The 14,759-nt window shown below is 74.5% G+C and carries 9 protein-coding genes; 5 read left to right on the top strand and 4 right to left on the bottom strand.

The genetic code is table 11. The annotated features are described in order from the left end of the window. The first annotated feature begins 104 nt into the window (after positions 1-104). The gene (locus tag ACSNN8_RS39745; protein WP_436655959.1) at positions 105-1,310 is read left to right on the top strand and encodes a saccharopine dehydrogenase family protein; all 1,206 of its coding nucleotides are present in this window, start codon (positions 105-107) and stop codon (positions 1,308-1,310) included. 296 nt (positions 1,311-1,606) lie between these two features. On the opposite strand, the gene ACSNN8_RS39740 is transcribed toward ACSNN8_RS39745, so the two are convergent. After that, the gene (locus ACSNN8_RS39740; RefSeq protein ID WP_436655957.1) at positions 1,607-3,040 is read right to left on the bottom strand and encodes a gamma-aminobutyraldehyde dehydrogenase; all 1,434 of its coding nucleotides are present in this window, start codon (positions 3,038-3,040) and stop codon (positions 1,607-1,609) included. 91 nt (positions 3,041-3,131) lie between these two features. On the opposite strand from ACSNN8_RS39740, the gene ACSNN8_RS39735 reads away from it, so the two are divergent. Next, positions 3,132-3,596 (top strand): GrpB family protein, encoded by a 465-nt coding sequence (locus tag ACSNN8_RS39735; RefSeq protein ID WP_436655954.1) that lies wholly within the window; start codon positions 3,132-3,134, stop codon positions 3,594-3,596. A gap of 99 nt (positions 3,597-3,695) precedes the next feature. Further along, positions 3,696-4,232, top strand: a complete 537-nt coding sequence (locus ACSNN8_RS39730) for a hypothetical protein (protein WP_436655952.1) — start codon at positions 3,696-3,698, stop codon at positions 4,230-4,232. Positions 4,233-4,246: 14 nt separating this feature from the next. On the opposite strand, the gene ACSNN8_RS39725 is transcribed toward ACSNN8_RS39730, so the two are convergent. Then, on the bottom strand, positions 4,247-6,388 hold the full coding sequence (locus tag ACSNN8_RS39725) for a tetratricopeptide repeat protein (protein WP_436655950.1): 2,142 nt from the start codon (positions 6,386-6,388) through the stop codon (positions 4,247-4,249). Between the two features lie 435 nt (positions 6,389-6,823). Continuing rightward, positions 6,824-7,693, bottom strand: coding sequence for a TIGR03560 family F420-dependent LLM class oxidoreductase (locus ACSNN8_RS39720; protein ID WP_436655948.1), 870 nt, complete (start codon positions 7,691-7,693; stop codon positions 6,824-6,826). A gap of 105 nt (positions 7,694-7,798) precedes the next feature. Here ACSNN8_RS39720 and ACSNN8_RS39715 point away from each other — a divergent pair, with 105 nt between their 5' ends. Together ACSNN8_RS39715 and ACSNN8_RS39710 are read left to right on the top strand one after the other, a co-directional pair. After that, positions 7,799-10,711, top strand: coding sequence for an FtsX-like permease family protein (locus tag ACSNN8_RS39715; protein WP_436655946.1), 2,913 nt, complete (start codon positions 7,799-7,801; stop codon positions 10,709-10,711). Further along, positions 10,708-13,647, top strand: coding sequence for an FtsX-like permease family protein (locus ACSNN8_RS39710; protein WP_436655944.1), 2,940 nt, complete (start codon positions 10,708-10,710; stop codon positions 13,645-13,647). The genes ACSNN8_RS39715 and ACSNN8_RS39710 overlap by 4 nt, the downstream gene beginning before the upstream one ends. Here ACSNN8_RS39710 and ACSNN8_RS39705 read toward each other — a convergent pair. Beyond that, a complete protein-coding gene (locus tag ACSNN8_RS39705) occupies positions 13,644-14,525 on the bottom strand; it encodes a P1 family peptidase (protein WP_436655942.1) in 882 nt (293 codons plus the stop codon). The genes ACSNN8_RS39710 and ACSNN8_RS39705 overlap by 4 nt on opposite strands. Positions 14,526-14,759 lie beyond the last annotated feature (234 nt).

Raw genomic sequence — 14,759 nt, 5'->3', positions numbered from 1 at the left:
ATCGCAGAGTTGATCGCTCTTGACAAGCATTTCCGTGGCACCGAGGCTCTTGAGGCACGGTTTCAGTGATCGAGCGTCCTATATATCCGAAAGGTACGGTGACCATGCGCGTCCTCGCCGTCGGCGCGGGCGGTGTCGGTTCCGCCGCCGCTGTCATCGCGGCCCGCCGCGACTTCTTCGAGCTGTTCGTCCTCGCCGACTACGACCTGGCGCGCGCCGAGAAGGCCGTCGCCGCCACCTCCGATCCCCGGTTCGCCGCCGCGCAGGTCGACGCGTCCGACGCCGGCGCCGTCGCTGACCTGTGCCGCGAGCACGGGATCACGCACGTCTTCAACGCCGTCGACCCGCGGTTCGTCATGCCGGTCTTCGAAGGCGCGCACCGGGCCGGGGCGCACTACCTCGACATGGCCATGTCGCTGTCGCGGCCGCACCCCACCGACCCCTACCGGCAGACCGGCGTGAAGCTGGGCGACGAGCAGTTCGCCGCCGCGCCGTCCTGGGAGGAGCAGGGCCGGCTCGCGCTGGTGGGCATCGGCGTCGAGCCCGGGCTGTCGGACATCTTCGCCCGCTACGCCGCCGAGCACCTGTTCACGTCGATCGACGAGATCGGCGTACGGGACGGGTCGAACCTGGTCGTCGACGGCTTCGACTTCGCGCCGTCGTTCTCGGTGTGGACGACCATCGAGGAGTGCCTCAACCCGCCGGTCGTATGGGAGCGCGGGCGCGGCTGGTACACCACCGAGCCGTTCGCCGAGCCCGAGGTGTTCGACTTCCCCGGCGGCATCGGGCCGGTGGAGTGCGTGCACGTCGAGCACGAGGAGGTGCTGCTGATCCCGCGCTGGGTGGAGGCCGGCAAGGTCACCTTCAAGTACGGGCTGGGCGCCGAGTTCGTCGACGTGCTCAAGACGCTGCGCAAGCTGGGGCTGGACAGGACCGATCCCGTACGCGTCAAGGGCGTCGACGTCTCGCCGCGGGACGTGGTCGCGGCCGTGCTGCCCGACCCCGCCACGCTCGGCGACCGGATGACCGGCAAGACCTGCGCCGGCACGTGGGTCAAGGGCGTCGGCAAGGACGGCAACCCGCGCGAGGTCTACCTCTACCACCTCGTCGACAACGAGTGGTCGATGCGCGAGTACGGCGCCCAGGCCGTCGTGTGGCAGACCGCGGTCAACCCGATCGTCGCCCTCGAACTGCTCGCCGCCGGCACCTGGACCGGCGCGGGCGTGCTCGGCCCCGAGGCGTTCGACCCCGTGCCGTTCCTCGACAAGCTCGTCGAGTACGGCAGCCCGTGGGAGCTGCGCGAGCAGTGAACGAGCGGCGCCCCGCGTCGCGGCCTCAGCTCTGCGCCGGCGCGCTGACGGCGTAGATCACGCACGCCATCCGGCTCGGCCGGTTCCTGCTGGAACCGGACTGCGGCCTGGACCGGCTCGCCGGCGCCGGCACCGTGATCGTGCCGGGACCGGCGGACTTCGACCGGGACCCGCCGGTCGAACTGGTCGAGGCGGTTCGCGCGGTCGGCGTGCCGCCGGACACGTACCGGCAGACGTTCCGGGGTCAGGGCCGCGGTCCCGGGGCCCGTCCGGTGTGGACGGGCCCCGGCGCCGGGTCAGCCCAGGCTGTGCATGACGTGCTTGACGCGGGTGTAGTCCTCGAAGCCGTACATGGACAGGTCCTTGCCGTGGCCGGAGTGCTTGAAACCGCCGTGCGGCATCTCGGCGACCAGCGGGATGTGGCAGTTGACCCACACGCAGCCGAAGTCCAGGCGCTGGGTCATGCGCATGGCGCGGGCGTGGTCCCTGGTCCACACCGAGGACGCCAGGCCGTACTCGACGCCGTTGGCCCAGGCGACCGCCTCGTCCTCGTCGGTGAACTGCTGCACGGTGATGACCGGACCGAAGATCTCGTCCTGCACCGCCTCGTCGGTCTGCTTGAGACCGGAGACGACCGTGGGCGCGTAGAAGTAGCCCTTGTCGCCGAACCGGGCGCCGCCGGCGTTCAGCTTGGCGTGGTCGGGCAGCCGGTCGACGAAGCCCGCGACCCGCTCGAACTGACGCGCGTTGTTCAGCGGGCCGTACAGCACGTCCTCGTCGTCGGCCGCGCCGGTGCGGGTGCCCTTGGCCTGCTCGGCCAGCGCGTCCACGAAGTCGGAGTAGACGCGCGGCGACGCCAGCACGCGGGTGGCGGCGGTGCAGTCCTGCCCGGCGTTGAAGTAGCCGCCGATCGCGATGGCCTCGGCCGCGGCCTCGATGTCGGCGTCGTCGAAGACCACGACCGGCGCCTTGCCGCCCAGCTCGAGGTGGGTGCGCTTGAGGTCGGCGGAGGCGGCCTGCGCGACCTCCATGCCGGCGCGCACCGAACCGGTGATCGACACCATCTGCGGGGTCTTGTGGGTGACCAGCTGCCGGCCGGTGTCGCGGTCGCCGACGACGACGTTGAGCACGCCCGGCGGCAGGAACTCGGCGGCGATCTCGGCGAGCATGACCGTGGTGACCGGGGTGGTGTCCGACGGCTTGAGCACGACCGTGTTGCCGGCCGCGATCGCCGGCGCCAGCTTCCACACCGCCATCATCAGCGGGTAGTTCCACGGCGTCACCTGCGCGCACACGCCGACCGGCTCGCGCCGCACGTAGCTCTCGTAACCCGCCAGGTACTGCCCGGCGGAGCGGCCCTCGAGCACCCGGGCGGCGCCCGCGAAGAACCGCAGCTGGTCGACCGCCGGCGGCAGCTCCTCGCTGGCGGTCAGCCCCAGCGGCTTGCCCGTGTTCTGCGACTCGGCCCGGACCAGCTCGTCGGCCCGCGCCTCGACCGCGTCGGCGAACTTGAGCAGCGCCTGCTGACGCTCGCTCGGGGTGGTGTTGCGCCACTTCTCGAACGCCGACGACGCGGCCTGCATCGCGTTGTCGACGTCGGGCTTGCCGGACACCGGGGCGGAGGCGAACACCTCGCCGGTGGCCGGGTCGATCAGGTCCTCGTATCGCCCCTCGGCGGGCGCGGCCGGCTCGCCGCCGATGAAGTTGTGCAGCACGGTCTTGGCGGTCACACGGTCTCCAGACGCAGGGTTCCTCTGTTTGGGAGCCATCCTCCCACTGATTCCGTAGCTGACAAGGGGTGTGGACGGGCTAGGGTGAGCGATGGCCGACCTGCGCCCCGGCGCCCGCTTCCTGCCCGCCGCCCACGCCATCCTGCGCCACGAGCGGGAGCGGCTGGACGCGCTGCTTCCCGGCGCGCACGAGCTCGTGCTGGTCGGCGGCAGCTCGCTGCCGCGCGCGCTGACCAAGGGCGACGTCGACCTGCACCTGCGCGTGCCGCCCGCGGATTTCGAGCCGGTCGTCACCGCGCTGCGCGACGTCTACGAGGTCGTGCACCCCGAGATCTGGCAGCCGACGCTGGCCACGTTCGCGGTCGAGGCGGCCCTGCCGACCGGCGTCGCCGTCACCCCGGCCGGCTCGGAGCACGACGTCCGCTTCACCCGCACCTGGCAGCGGATGGCCGCCGACCCCCGGCTCGTCGACGCCTACAACGCGCTCAAGCTGCGCCACCGCGACGATCCGGCCGAGTACGAGCGGCAGAAGTCGGCGTTCTTCGACGCGCTCTGACCGTTTCGCCCGGCCCGGGTCGGCCGTTTCCCGCTCGCGCACGTCCTCGACCGGTGATGATCGTTGGTTGTACGAGAAACCGCAGGTCAGGAGTCACACATGCACACGCTCATCCGGCTCGTCGCGGTCGGCGCCGCCCTCGTGGCCGGCCTCGCCCCCGCCGGTCCGGCCGCCGCGGCGGTCACCTACGACCCGGTGACCAAGAAGGGCTTCGTGGGCCGCGGCGACGTGCTCAAGGCGTTCGGCTGGACCGACGCGACGCTGCGGCAGCGCGCGGACGGCCTGGTGTTCGACCACGACTTCTGGACCGAGGACACCTACTCGGTCGCCTGCGGCGGGCCCGCCTTCCCGGTCCTGCACCACCGGGAGTTCGGCCGTTTCGAGCTCTTCGACGCCGCCGTCACCGACAAGGGCCGCGGCTCGGCGGCGGGCTACGCGGGCAAGCTCACCGGCTTCTGGATCACCGGCCCCCGCTTCGGCATCTCCGGCACCTCGGTGGCCCCCGCCAAGGGCCAGCCCTGCCCGCGCGGCGAGGGCACCATCACCACGTCCCGGCTCGTCTCCACCTCGACGGGCTGGGCCCTCGCCGTCACCTCCGGCACCGACTACCGCCGGCTGATCACCAAGGTCCAGTGACCCGGGGGCCGCGCTCACGGCGACCACGTGTCGATGAGGCGGCGGATCTCCGCCACCTCGGTGTGCCCGTCGTTCAGCAGCCGCTGGACGTGGTCGAGCAGCTCGCGCATCTCCCGCAGGGCCTGATCGAGGCGGCCGGCCGCCGAGTGGAAGCCGGCCACGCGGAACCGCGCCCGCAGCGTGTCCACATGGTCGCGGCCGAGGACCGTCTCGAAGCAGTGCACCAGCCGGCTCGATTGCTCGACCGCCGCGTCGGCCTTGCCTGCCGCGGCATAGTGCGACGCGAGCAGCAATTCCGCCTCGAGCGTCTCGGGGTGATCGGGGCCGAGCAGGCGGCGGTAGTCGTCGACCAGGCTCACGAAGTCCGCCAGGACGGACCCCGGCGACTCGACGCCGGCGCGGATGTCGATGAGCCCCAGCCGGGTGTTCAGCGTGTCGCGGTGGTCGTAGCCGAGCGTGTTCTCGTAATCCGTGATGAGCACCCGCAGCTCCCGGGCGGCCTCCTCGACGTTGCCGGCCTTCGCCAGCCAGACGGCCATGCCGTGCCGCGTCGCGAGTGTGTTGACGTGTTCGGGGCCGAGCACGCGGATGCGTACGGGCAGCAGTTCCTTCAGGCCGGTGAAAGCGCGCTCCGCATCACCGATGCGGCCGTGGGCCCATGCCAGGTTGTTCCGGACGGTGAGCGTGTCCGGGTGCTCGGGGCCGAGACGCGACTCCGCGACGGGCAGCAGCTTCTGCCAGTAGGCGAGCGCATTGGTTCGTAACCCGCTGCGGGGAAGGCTGTTGCCGGCCCGGAACAGCACCTGGTGCACGTCGGTGCGGACGAGCGCCGCCCGGGCTCGCCGCACGAGGACTTCCGTGTTGTTGCGCAGCATGTTGACGAAGGCCCCGTCACGTTCGACTTCGGGCCAGACGGCCAGGAGCGCATCGGCCGCGCAGACGGCCAGCTCGTCGCCCTGCCCGCCGCCGGCCTCGCGCACGACACGCTGCTCGAGCTGATGCACCCGTACGGTGGAGCCGTCGTCGTCGAAGCGGCACAGGCTGAGCCGTTCCAGGTTCGCCAAGCCGTCGGAGGCGTCGTCCGGGGTGGTGGGGCGTCCCCGCCGTCGCGCGAGCAGAGCGAGCACCGGCGGGGAGCGGAAGAGCTCGGTGGGTATGCCGTTGGGATCGAGCCAGGCCGCCAGGCCCAGCAACGTACCGGCCGTCCCGGCCGGATCGTGGCTGTCAGCAGTCTCGATGGAGAGCCGCCACGTCGTCGACAGCGCCGCGGCGTAACCGTCCGGGCGCACGTTCGACCCGGCCTCGAGATCCGCCAGCCGGCGCGTGCGGAACCGGTCGAGGTAGCGGGCGCAGTCGAGACGGCGATCGATCATGTACGCCGCGGCCTGCGCCAGGGCGAGCGGAAGGTGGCCGAGCTCCCGGCACAGCTGTTCCGCGCCGTCGAGCCGGCGTCCGAGTCGCTCGGCGAGGTAGGCCGACGACTCGGCCGGGTCGAAGACGTCCATCCCGATCATCGTGCGGTGCGGCCCGGCCAGGGCGGCGTCGCGCCGGCGAGTGGTCACGACCGTGATGCCGCTGCCCGGCGGCGGCCAGAGGTCGTGCAGGTCGGCGGGGTCGGCCACGTCGTCGAGCACGACCAGCCACTGGCGCGAGTGCGGCTCCGCCAGCCAGGCCAGGAACCGTTCCGCGGCGGCGTCGATGGGGCGGTCGCCGTCCGTCCCGAGGGCCTGTGCCGCCTCGGCGTAACGGCGCACGATGTTGTCGCGGGAGGTTGCCGACACCCACACGACGAGGTCGGCCCGCTGGTCCGCCCAGTTCGCATGGGCGATCTCGGCCGCCAGCTGCGTCTTGCCGACGCCGCCGTTCCCGCTGATCACGACGGTCCGCCCGGGACGGAGGGCGTCGTGCAGGCGGGCATCGACCCACCGGGTCTGGAAGGCAGCGGCCAGGGAGACGTGCGGCCCCACCCACTGAGGCTGCACCTGCTCGCCCAGGACGATGTCGAGGTGGCGGTACAACGGCTCCAGGTCCGGTTCGCCGGGCCGCTCGGCGTACCGGTGGCAGGCCTCCACGACCATGCGCACGAACCTGCGGTCGAGGTTGCGTCCGGTCCGCAGGCGGTTGTGGATGGTCGCCGCGGAGTACCGGTGCTTCATGAGGCGCTCGAGCTCCTGGTAGGAGGGATTGCCACAGTCCAGGCGCCACACGCGAAGCCGGTGCGCGAAGGCTCGCTCGTCGGGCGAACCCTGAGGTGTGCGAGAGGCCATAGCTGAATGTAGTTCTGGTGGCGCTTTCAGTACTACATGAGCAGCGTTCAGATTCATTCACGTTTGGTGCTGCGGGCGAGACCCGTTGTGCAGCCTGAGAAGAGACGCCGACGGCAATTGATCAGGAGGCTTTCGATGGCTTCTCTCTGGCTGCAGGACGGAACGGCCGTTCTCGAGTTCGCAGGGGCGCTCCTCACCGCTGTGGCGGCAGGTGCCTCCATTGTGGTGAGCGCGCGAGCGGCCCGCAGGGACCGGCGCCGCGGGCCGCGGCGGAGGATCAGGCGATGAGGCCCTGGCCGTGGCGCCGCCGCGGCCAGGGGTGACTCAGGCGAACTGCGGGACGAGGTCCTCGGCGAGGCGCTGCAGGTGGGAGTGGTCGTAGGCGACCCGCGGGATGTAGAAGAGCACGTAGTCGGCGCCGGCCTCGGCGAGGCGCCCGACGCGGGCGATCGTGTCGGCGGTGGACTCGGCCAGGTCGAGCTCGATCGTCGTGGACTTGGTGATGGCGGCGTAGTCGCGGCCCAGACGGTCGCAGTGCTCGCGCAGCACGCCGAGCTTGTGGCGCACCAGCTCGGGGTCGCCGCCGCCGACGTTGCAGCCGTCGGCGTACTGCGCGACCAGCTTGAGCGTGACCTTCTCGCCGCCGCCGCCGAGCCAGAACTGCGGGCGGCGCCGCGGCTGGTTGATCGGGGCGTCGATCGAGTAGTGCTTGCCGGTGAAGACCGGGCGGTCCTCGGTCCACATCCGGTGGATGATCTCGACGGCCTCGCGGAACTCGCGCATGCGGGTGGGCACGTCGGTCCACTCGAAGCCGTACGCCTTCCACTCGTGCTCGTACCACCCCGCGCCCAGCCCGGCGATCAGCCGGCCGTTCGACGCCACGTCGACGGTTGACGCGATCTTGGCGTACAGCGAGGGTTGCCGGTAGCCGTTGCAGCCGACCATCTGGCCGATGCGCACCCGGCTGGTGTCGCGGGCCAGCGTCGAGGTGGCCGTCCAGCACTCGAAGGTCGTGTTCAACGTCGGCTCGGGCACGGTGTGGAAGTGGTCGTAGAGCCAGATCGCGTCCCACGGGCCGGCGTCGGCCACCCGCGCGACCTGGGTCATCGCCTCGTACTGCTCGACCGGGTCGGCGATCTCGACGAGGTCCATCTTCCAGCCCTGGGGCACGAACACCCCGAAACGTACGCTCATGTTCTCAACCTAATCGAGGCTTGGCAAAACCGTCCGGCGGTACGAGAGTGTCTGCATCACGCATCGGGGGAGCGGGAGCGGATGTACTTCATAGCCTTGGACGCCGTGCGGCGGCGTTCGGGTCCGGCGCTGCTGGTCGCGCTGCTCGCTGCCCTGCTCGCTGCCGCCGCCGGATGTGCCGCCTGGTACGGGCTGACCGTCGCGTCGCGGTCCGCGGGCGCCCAGGTCTCCTCCGCCCCGGTCGAGCAGCGCGTCATCGCGGTGCACCGCTCCGCCGAGGGCACGAGCGACCCGCGCGGCGCCCTGGACGCCTACGCGGCGACCGTCCGGGGCCTGCTGCCGCTGCCGGGCGCCGAGCCGGTGCTGGGCGTGGTCGCCGACATGACGTACACCGATCCCGGACGCGAGAGCGTGACCTCGGGCCTGCCCGCGGCGTACCGGGACGGGTTCTGTGACCACGCGAAGCTCACCGGCGCGTGCCCTGCGGCCGCGGATCAGGCGGCGCTCAGCGTGGAGGCGGCCCGCCGGCTCAAGCTGAAGGTGGGCGACACGTTCCGCGTACGGTCGGCCACGTCGGACACGATGCTGCCGTTCCGCGTGTCGGCGCTCTACGAGCCGATCGACCCGGACGGGCCCTGGTGGAGCGACGAGCTGTTCCGCTCGCGGGGCTCGCTCGACCCGTTCTTCACCTCGCTGGATACGTTCGCGCAGCCGTCGCTGATCCGCCAGGCGTACGCGTGGGACGTCGTGGTGCCGCTGCCGCTGCTGCGCGGCGACGGCGGCTACGACCTCAACAGCGTGGTCAACGCGGCGGCGCCGAAGTTCGCGGCGGCCCAGCTCGACCTGGTCGCGCCCACCGGCGCGCTGGTCGACCGGGTGCGCGCGGAACGCCTCGCCGTGGCCCGCGGCGTCGCGGTGGCGCTGGGTCAGGTGGCCGTGCTGGGCTGGTTCGCGGTCGGGCTGGCGGGACGGCTCACCGGACGGGAGCGGCGCACCGACGCGGCCCTGCTCAAGCTGCGCGGCAGCACGGCGCGGGGCGTGCTGCGCCTGGCGGTCGGCCAGCACCTGCTGCCGTTGGTCGTCGGCGGGGCGGCGGGCTGGGCGGCGGGGGTGCTGCTCGCGTGGCCGCTGGCGGGCGGCACGCCCGTACGGGCGGAGTGGTGGCCGGCCCTGCTGCTGTCGCTGGGGCTGGTGCTCGTCGTGCTGGCGGTCGCGCTCGTCGTGCTTGTGGCGGTCGACGCGGTGCAGCAGCGCGCCCCGGTGGCGGTGCTGCTGCGCCGGGTGCCGTCGTCGCGGCGCGACTGGCGGGCCGGCGTGGTCGACCTGGCGCTGATCGCGCTCGCGGCCGGCGCGGCCTTCCAGGCGCGCTCCGGGGGCGGCGGGCTCGGGGTGGTGGCGCCCGCGCTGGTCGCGCTCGCGGTCGGGCTGCTGCTCGCCCGCCTGCTGCGGCGGGTCGCCGACCGGGTGGGCGCGGTGGCGTTGCGGGCGGGCCGGATCCGGCTGGGGCTGACCGCCGTACGGGTGTCGCGGCAGCCCGGCACCGACCGGGTGTTCGCCCTGGTGGCGGTGACGGTCGCGATGCTCGCGCTGACGCTGGGCACGAACGCGGCCGCGCGCGCCGACCGGGTCGTGCGCGCGCAGGTCGAGCTGGGCGCCCCGCGGGTGCTGACGGTCGCCGCCGCGTCGCGCACCGAGCTGCTGCACGCGGTCCGCCGGGCCGACCCCACCGGCCGGTACGCGATGGCGGCCGTCGTGGACACCGGCGGGAGCCCGCCGGTGCTGGCCGTGGACAGCAGCCGGCTCGCGGCCGTGGCCACCTGGCGCTCCGAGTACGGGCCGGTGGACGCGCTGACCGGCGCCCGGGCCCCGGCCGCGCCGCCGCTGATCACCGGCGACCGGCTGACCGTCGCGGTGACCAGCGAGCGGCGCACGGGCACGCTGCTCGGCGCGGTCCTGCAGCACGAGGGCACCGGCCGGGGCGTACGGGTGGACTTCCGCGACCTGCGCCCGGGCGCGAGCACCGCCACGGTCGCCGTGCCGGCCTGCGCGGTGGCGCCCGGCTGCCGCCTGGTCGGCTGGGAGCTGTTCAGCCCGCAGGGCTCCGACGCCGGCGGCATCACCATCCGCTCGCTGAGCCAGCCGTCCGGCACCGTGCTCGACGCCGCGCGGCTCGGCGACGTCCGGCTCTGGCGCGGCGACTTCGCCAGCCCCGCCGTCCGCATCGCGGCGCGCGCCGGCGGCCTCACGCTCGGCACCGCGCCGGGCGGCGCCACCAAGGTCGCGGTCGTCGACTCCCCGCTGCCGCTGCCGGTCGTGCTGGCCGGTCCGCCCCCGTCGACCTGGGCGTTCGACGACTCCGCGATCGGGCGCCTCGGCGACCCCGCCACCCCCGTCCGCGTGGCCGCCACCGCCTCGGTGCTGCCCGCGATCGGCGGCCCCGGCGTGCTCATCGACCTCGACGCGGCCCGCCGCGTCGCCGGGGACAGCGACCAGGGCGGCAGCCTCCAGGTCTGGCTGACCGGCGACGCCCCCGCCGCGGTGGTCGACGCGATCGGCCTGCCCGTGCTCGCCGACCGGACCACCGCCGGCCGCAGCGCCATCCTGGCCGCCGAAGGCTCGGTCGTCACGACCCGGTTCACGCTGTTCGCCGTCGCCGTGGCCGCGCTGATCGCCGCCGCGCTGATCGCGCTGGCCGCCGCCGTCGACCGCGAGCCGCAGCTCGAGCACCTGCGGGCCCTGCGCGCCCAGGGGCTGCCCCGCCGCATCGCGCTGGGCACCGCGTATGCGGGCGCGGGCGCGGTGGCGCTGGCCGGCCTGGCCGGTGGGCTCGTCGCCGCGGTGGTGACCCGGCCGGTCGCGGCGGTCACCGCCCCACCGTTCCCGGACGGCTGGCGGGTGATTCCGCCGCCCGGCGCGCTCGGCCCCGCCGCGCTTGCGGCCGCCGCCGGGATCGCCGCGGCGGTGCTCGGCGTGACGGCGTGGCTGTCGGTGCGGCGGCTTCGCGGGGAGCTCTCGTGATCAGCCTGGTGCTCGCGATGGCGTGGGCCCGGCGCGGTCAGGCGCTGATCGTGGCGTTGCTGGCCCTGCTCGCCGTCGCGGCCGCGGTGGCCGCGCCCGCCTACCTGCGCGCGGCAGACCGGGCGGTGGCGGCCGGGCAGGTCGAGACGGCCGCCCCGCGCGAGCTGGCGCTCGGCGTCCGGGCGTCCGAGGCGGACCAGCGCTCCGCCGGCCCGTCCGGGCCCGACCTGGAACGCAACGGCTCGGTGCTGCTCGGGCTGCCCGGCTTCGACTACGTCTTCTCGACCGAGTACCCGGTGCTGGGCCTGGAACCGACCGACGCGTACGCCACCCGGCTGGTGCAGCGCCAGGACGTCTGCGACCACGTGGTGGTGACCGCCGGGCGCTGTCTGATCGGCGAGTCCGACGTCATCCTGGCGGAGACGACCGCCCGGCGGCTGCGGCTGGCGCCGGGCGACTCGATCCGGCTGGCCTTCGCCGTACGGCTGGCTCCTCGCGGGGAACCGCCGCGCTTCGTCCCGGACGGCGTGCCCAAGCGGCTGCTCGTGGCGGGCCTCTACCGCGTGCCCGATCCCACGGACGTCTATTGGGGAACGCACGACTACTTCTCGTCGCCGCCCCCCACGGGCGGAGGCGACCCGGTGTTCGTCACCAACGCCACGGTGCACGCCATGAACCACGGCAGCGTCGAGTCCGGTCTGGACGCGTACCCCGGTCCGGGCGCGCTGGCCGTCGACAAGCTTCCCGCCGTACGCGCCGGGCTCGCCGAGCTGCAGGCGGCCGTCACCTCGCTGGGCGCCGGCGTGGAGCTGCGCAGCGAGCTGCCCGGGCTGCTCGAGCGCATCGACTCCGGTCGCGCCGCCGGCCGCCGGATCGTCCCCGTGCTGGCCGTGGCGCTGGTGCTGCTCGCCTGCCTGACCATCTTCCTGGCCGTCGGCTACGGCACCGAGGGCCGCCGCCCCGAGCTCGCCGTGGTGGCGCTGCGCGGCGCCCGGTGGGGGCAGCGCTGGTGGCTGGCCACCGGCGAGAACGTCGTCGCCATCCTGGTCGGCGCGGTCGCGGGCTGCCTCGCCGGCCAGCTGCTGGTCAACGCGATCGCGGCCGTGCGCTTCCCCGGCGTCGGAGCCGACCCCGGCGTGGATTCGCTGCGCTGGGCGCCGATCGCCGCAGCCGCGGCCGTGCTGACCGCCCTGATCGCGGAGCGGCGGCAGATCGCCACCCCGGTCGCCGAGCTGCTGCGCCGCGCTCCCGCCGTGCGGACCGGCGCCCGCGTCCTCGCCGTCGAGGCCGTCGTGGTGATCCTGGCCGGCGTCGCGGTGGCGCAGCTGTCCTCGGCGCTGCGCGGCGTCGGGACTGCGGCCGCCGCCCTGGTGCTGCTGGCCGGCTCGCTGGTGGCGGCGCGGCTGCTGGTGCCGCTGGCCACCGTGCTGGGCCGGCGCGCGCTGCGGCGCGGCCGGCTCGGGGTGGCCCTCGCCGGCTTCCAGCTGTCCCGGCGGCCCGGAGCCGTACGCCTGTTCGCGCTGCTCACCGCCGCCGTGGCGGTCGCCGGCTACGCGGCCGCGGCGATCGACGTCGCCGCCCGCGGGCGCGCCGACCAGGCCGGCGTCGGCACCGGCGCCCCGCGCGTGCTGCACGTCGGCCCCACCGGCCGGCAGAACCTGCTCGCCGCCGTGCGCGCCGTCGACCCGTCCGGAACCTTCGCGATGGCCGCGATGCGCCTGCCCAGGGACCCCGGCGCCGCACCGGTCCTCGCCGTCGACACCACCCGGCTCGCCGCCGTCGCGTTCCAGCCCCCGGCCGCCGCTCCGCTCCGGCCCGCCGCGCCGCCACCGGTCGACGTGGACGGGCAGAACTTCACATTGGACATCACAACCGCGGACTTCAAGCCGGGCAGGGCCGCCGCGCTCACTGTCGTGCTGTCGCCGCGCACCGGCGGCCCCGACGAGGTGGTCCCGATGGGCGTCCTGCACAACGGCCGCCAGACGTACGAGCAGACCGTGCCCGCCTGCGCCCGCGGCTGCACGCTCAACTCGATGCGCATCACCGCCGGCGTCGGCACGCTCGACGTGTCCGGCGTCCTGACCGTGCACGGGCTCGCCGCCGACACGCCGTGGCGCGCCAGCGAAGGGGGCGCCGTCGCGACCTCCTCGGACGGGCTGCGCATCGACGTCGTGTCGCTCAACGGCCTGCCGTCCGGGATGTTCGTGCAGCCAGCGTCCGCGCCGCTCCCGCTGCCCGTCGCGGTCGCCGGCATCACCGCGCTCAGGTCCGTGGACGGCCTCGACGCCCGCGAGCTGCCGGTCGACGTCCGTCTGCGGGTGCCCGCCGTGCCCGGCGCCGGCTCGCCCGCCGTGCTCGCCGACCTCGACTACGCCGACCGCCTCGCCACCGACGGCGCCGTGAGCTCCAACGGCATGGTGTGGCTCAACGACAAGGCCCCCGCCGACATCGTCCCCCGGCTGACCGCCCGCGGCTTGACCATCACCGCCGACGTGCGGGCCACCCAGGTCCGCGCCCGCCTCGACCGGCAAGGCCCCGCCATCGCCCTGTGGTTCTACGCCCTGGTCGCCGTCCTCGCCACGGCCCTGGCCGCGGGCGCGCTCCTGCTGGCCGCCGCCGTCGACCGCGACCGTCGCGTCGAGGACCTCTCCGCGCTGCGCGGCCAGGGGCTGACCCGCGCCGCCGTCCGCCAGGCCACCCTGTGGACGTACCCCGTCCTGGTCCTCGTCGCCGTCCCGTCCGGCGTCGCCGTCGCCGTGCTGGGCTGGTGGCTGACCGGCTGGGCGCTGCCGCTGGCCGGCCTCGACCCGCCCGCCATCCCGCTGCCCGGCCGGCCGCACGTGCTGACCATGCTGACCACGGCCCTCACGGCCGCCGTCGTCCTGGCCGGGGTCGCCTACCTCGCGGGCCGCCGCACCCTCCGCCGCATCGGTTAGGCCCCCTCGACTCCCGGAGCGTCTCGTTGCCGACCGGCCACGGCCGAGCGGATGGCGGTGGCCATCACGTCCGCGGTGACGGCACGCAGGTGGTCGAGGTCGCCGTCGGCCTCACCGGTCGCCAGGGCCACGACCGCGTCGCCGTCGAAGCGGCTGTGCGCCGGATGCAGGGCGCGGGCGAAGCCCGTGTGGCCGCTCTGGGCGAGCAGGTGGCAGCCCATCTTGTCGAGCCGGGCGTCGGTGAGCACCACCCCGACCGTCGTGTTGGCGGCCGGGAACGGGGCGGGCGCCGGCGCCGCGGCGGGGGCGTCGGGGGCGAAGACCGGGCGGCCGTCCGGGGCGAGCACGTCGCCCCAGGCGTTGACCACCACCAGGGCGGTCACCGAGGCCGCGCCGGCCCGGCCGGTCGCCGCGCCGAAGCCACCCGGGTCGCGGCGTCCGCGCCACGTGCCGGTGACGGCGCCCGTGCCGGCGCCCACCCGGCCCGTCTCCAAGGGCTCCGGCCCCGTCAGAGCGGCCAGCACGGCGGAACGGCCGGCCTCGGCGAACGGCGGCGGCTCGGCGACCGAGGCGTCGAAGATGGACATGCCCACGACGATCGGCACGGGGCCGGCCGAAGTGGGGAAGCCCCGGCCGCGCGAGCGGAGCACCTGCGTGACGCCGTCGCCCGCGGCCAGGCCGAACGCGGAGCCGCCGGACAGCACCACCGCGTCGACGGTGCCGACCAGCCGCAGCGGGTCGAGCAGGGCGAACTCGCGGGTGGCGGGCGCGCCGCCCCGGATCTCGCCGGACGCCACCGTGCCGGGCGGCGGCAGGACGACGGTGACGCCGGTGCCGTCGCCGGTCCAGTGGCCGAGCCGGGCGGAGAGAAGGTTCATGCCTCGATGGTGCCGCAGGAACGCCCGGGGTGGCGCCGCCTGTGGACAACGCGGAGGGCCGTTGTGCGGGCCTGTGGACGACGGGCCGAACTTGTCGGCCGCCGGGCGTATGGTGGCCGCCTTACCCGGGTGGGTGGGGGAGGCGGTGGCTGCACCGCGGGGAAAAACGGCGGATGCTCGAGGCGGCGACGACTGGGGCCGGGCTGGGCGGTAGGTGCGCCGGCTGAGCGGTGG

Origin of the sequence: Actinoplanes sp. URMC 104, assembly GCF_051386375.1 — a bacterium.
Taxonomy (GTDB): domain Bacteria; phylum Actinomycetota; class Actinomycetes; order Mycobacteriales; family Micromonosporaceae; genus Actinoplanes.
The sequence above is the reverse complement of the archived record's forward strand: the minus strand, read 5'-3'. Positions and strand labels throughout refer to the sequence as shown.

Bases quoted from the DNA above. Each gene is read 5' to 3' on its own strand.
- ACSNN8_RS39745 (WP_436655959.1), top strand. From the start codon at position 105: ATGCGCGTCCTCGCCGTCGGCGCGGGCGGTGTCGGTTCCGCCGCCGCT.
- ACSNN8_RS39735 (WP_436655954.1), top strand. From the start codon at position 3,132: ATGGCCGACCTGCGCCCCGGCGCCCGCTTCCTGCCCGCCGCCCACGCC.
- ACSNN8_RS39730 (WP_436655952.1), top strand. From the start codon at position 3,696: ATGCACACGCTCATCCGGCTCGTCGCGGTCGGCGCCGCCCTCGTGGCC.
- ACSNN8_RS39725 (WP_436655950.1), bottom strand. From the start codon at position 6,388: ATGAAGCACCGGTACTCCGCGGCGACCATCCACAACCGCCTGCGGACC.
- ACSNN8_RS39720 (WP_436655948.1), bottom strand. From the start codon at position 7,693: ATGAGCGTACGTTTCGGGGTGTTCGTGCCCCAGGGCTGGAAGATGGAC.
- ACSNN8_RS39705 (WP_436655942.1), bottom strand. From the start codon at position 14,525: ATGAACCTTCTCTCCGCCCGGCTCGGCCACTGGACCGGCGACGGCACC.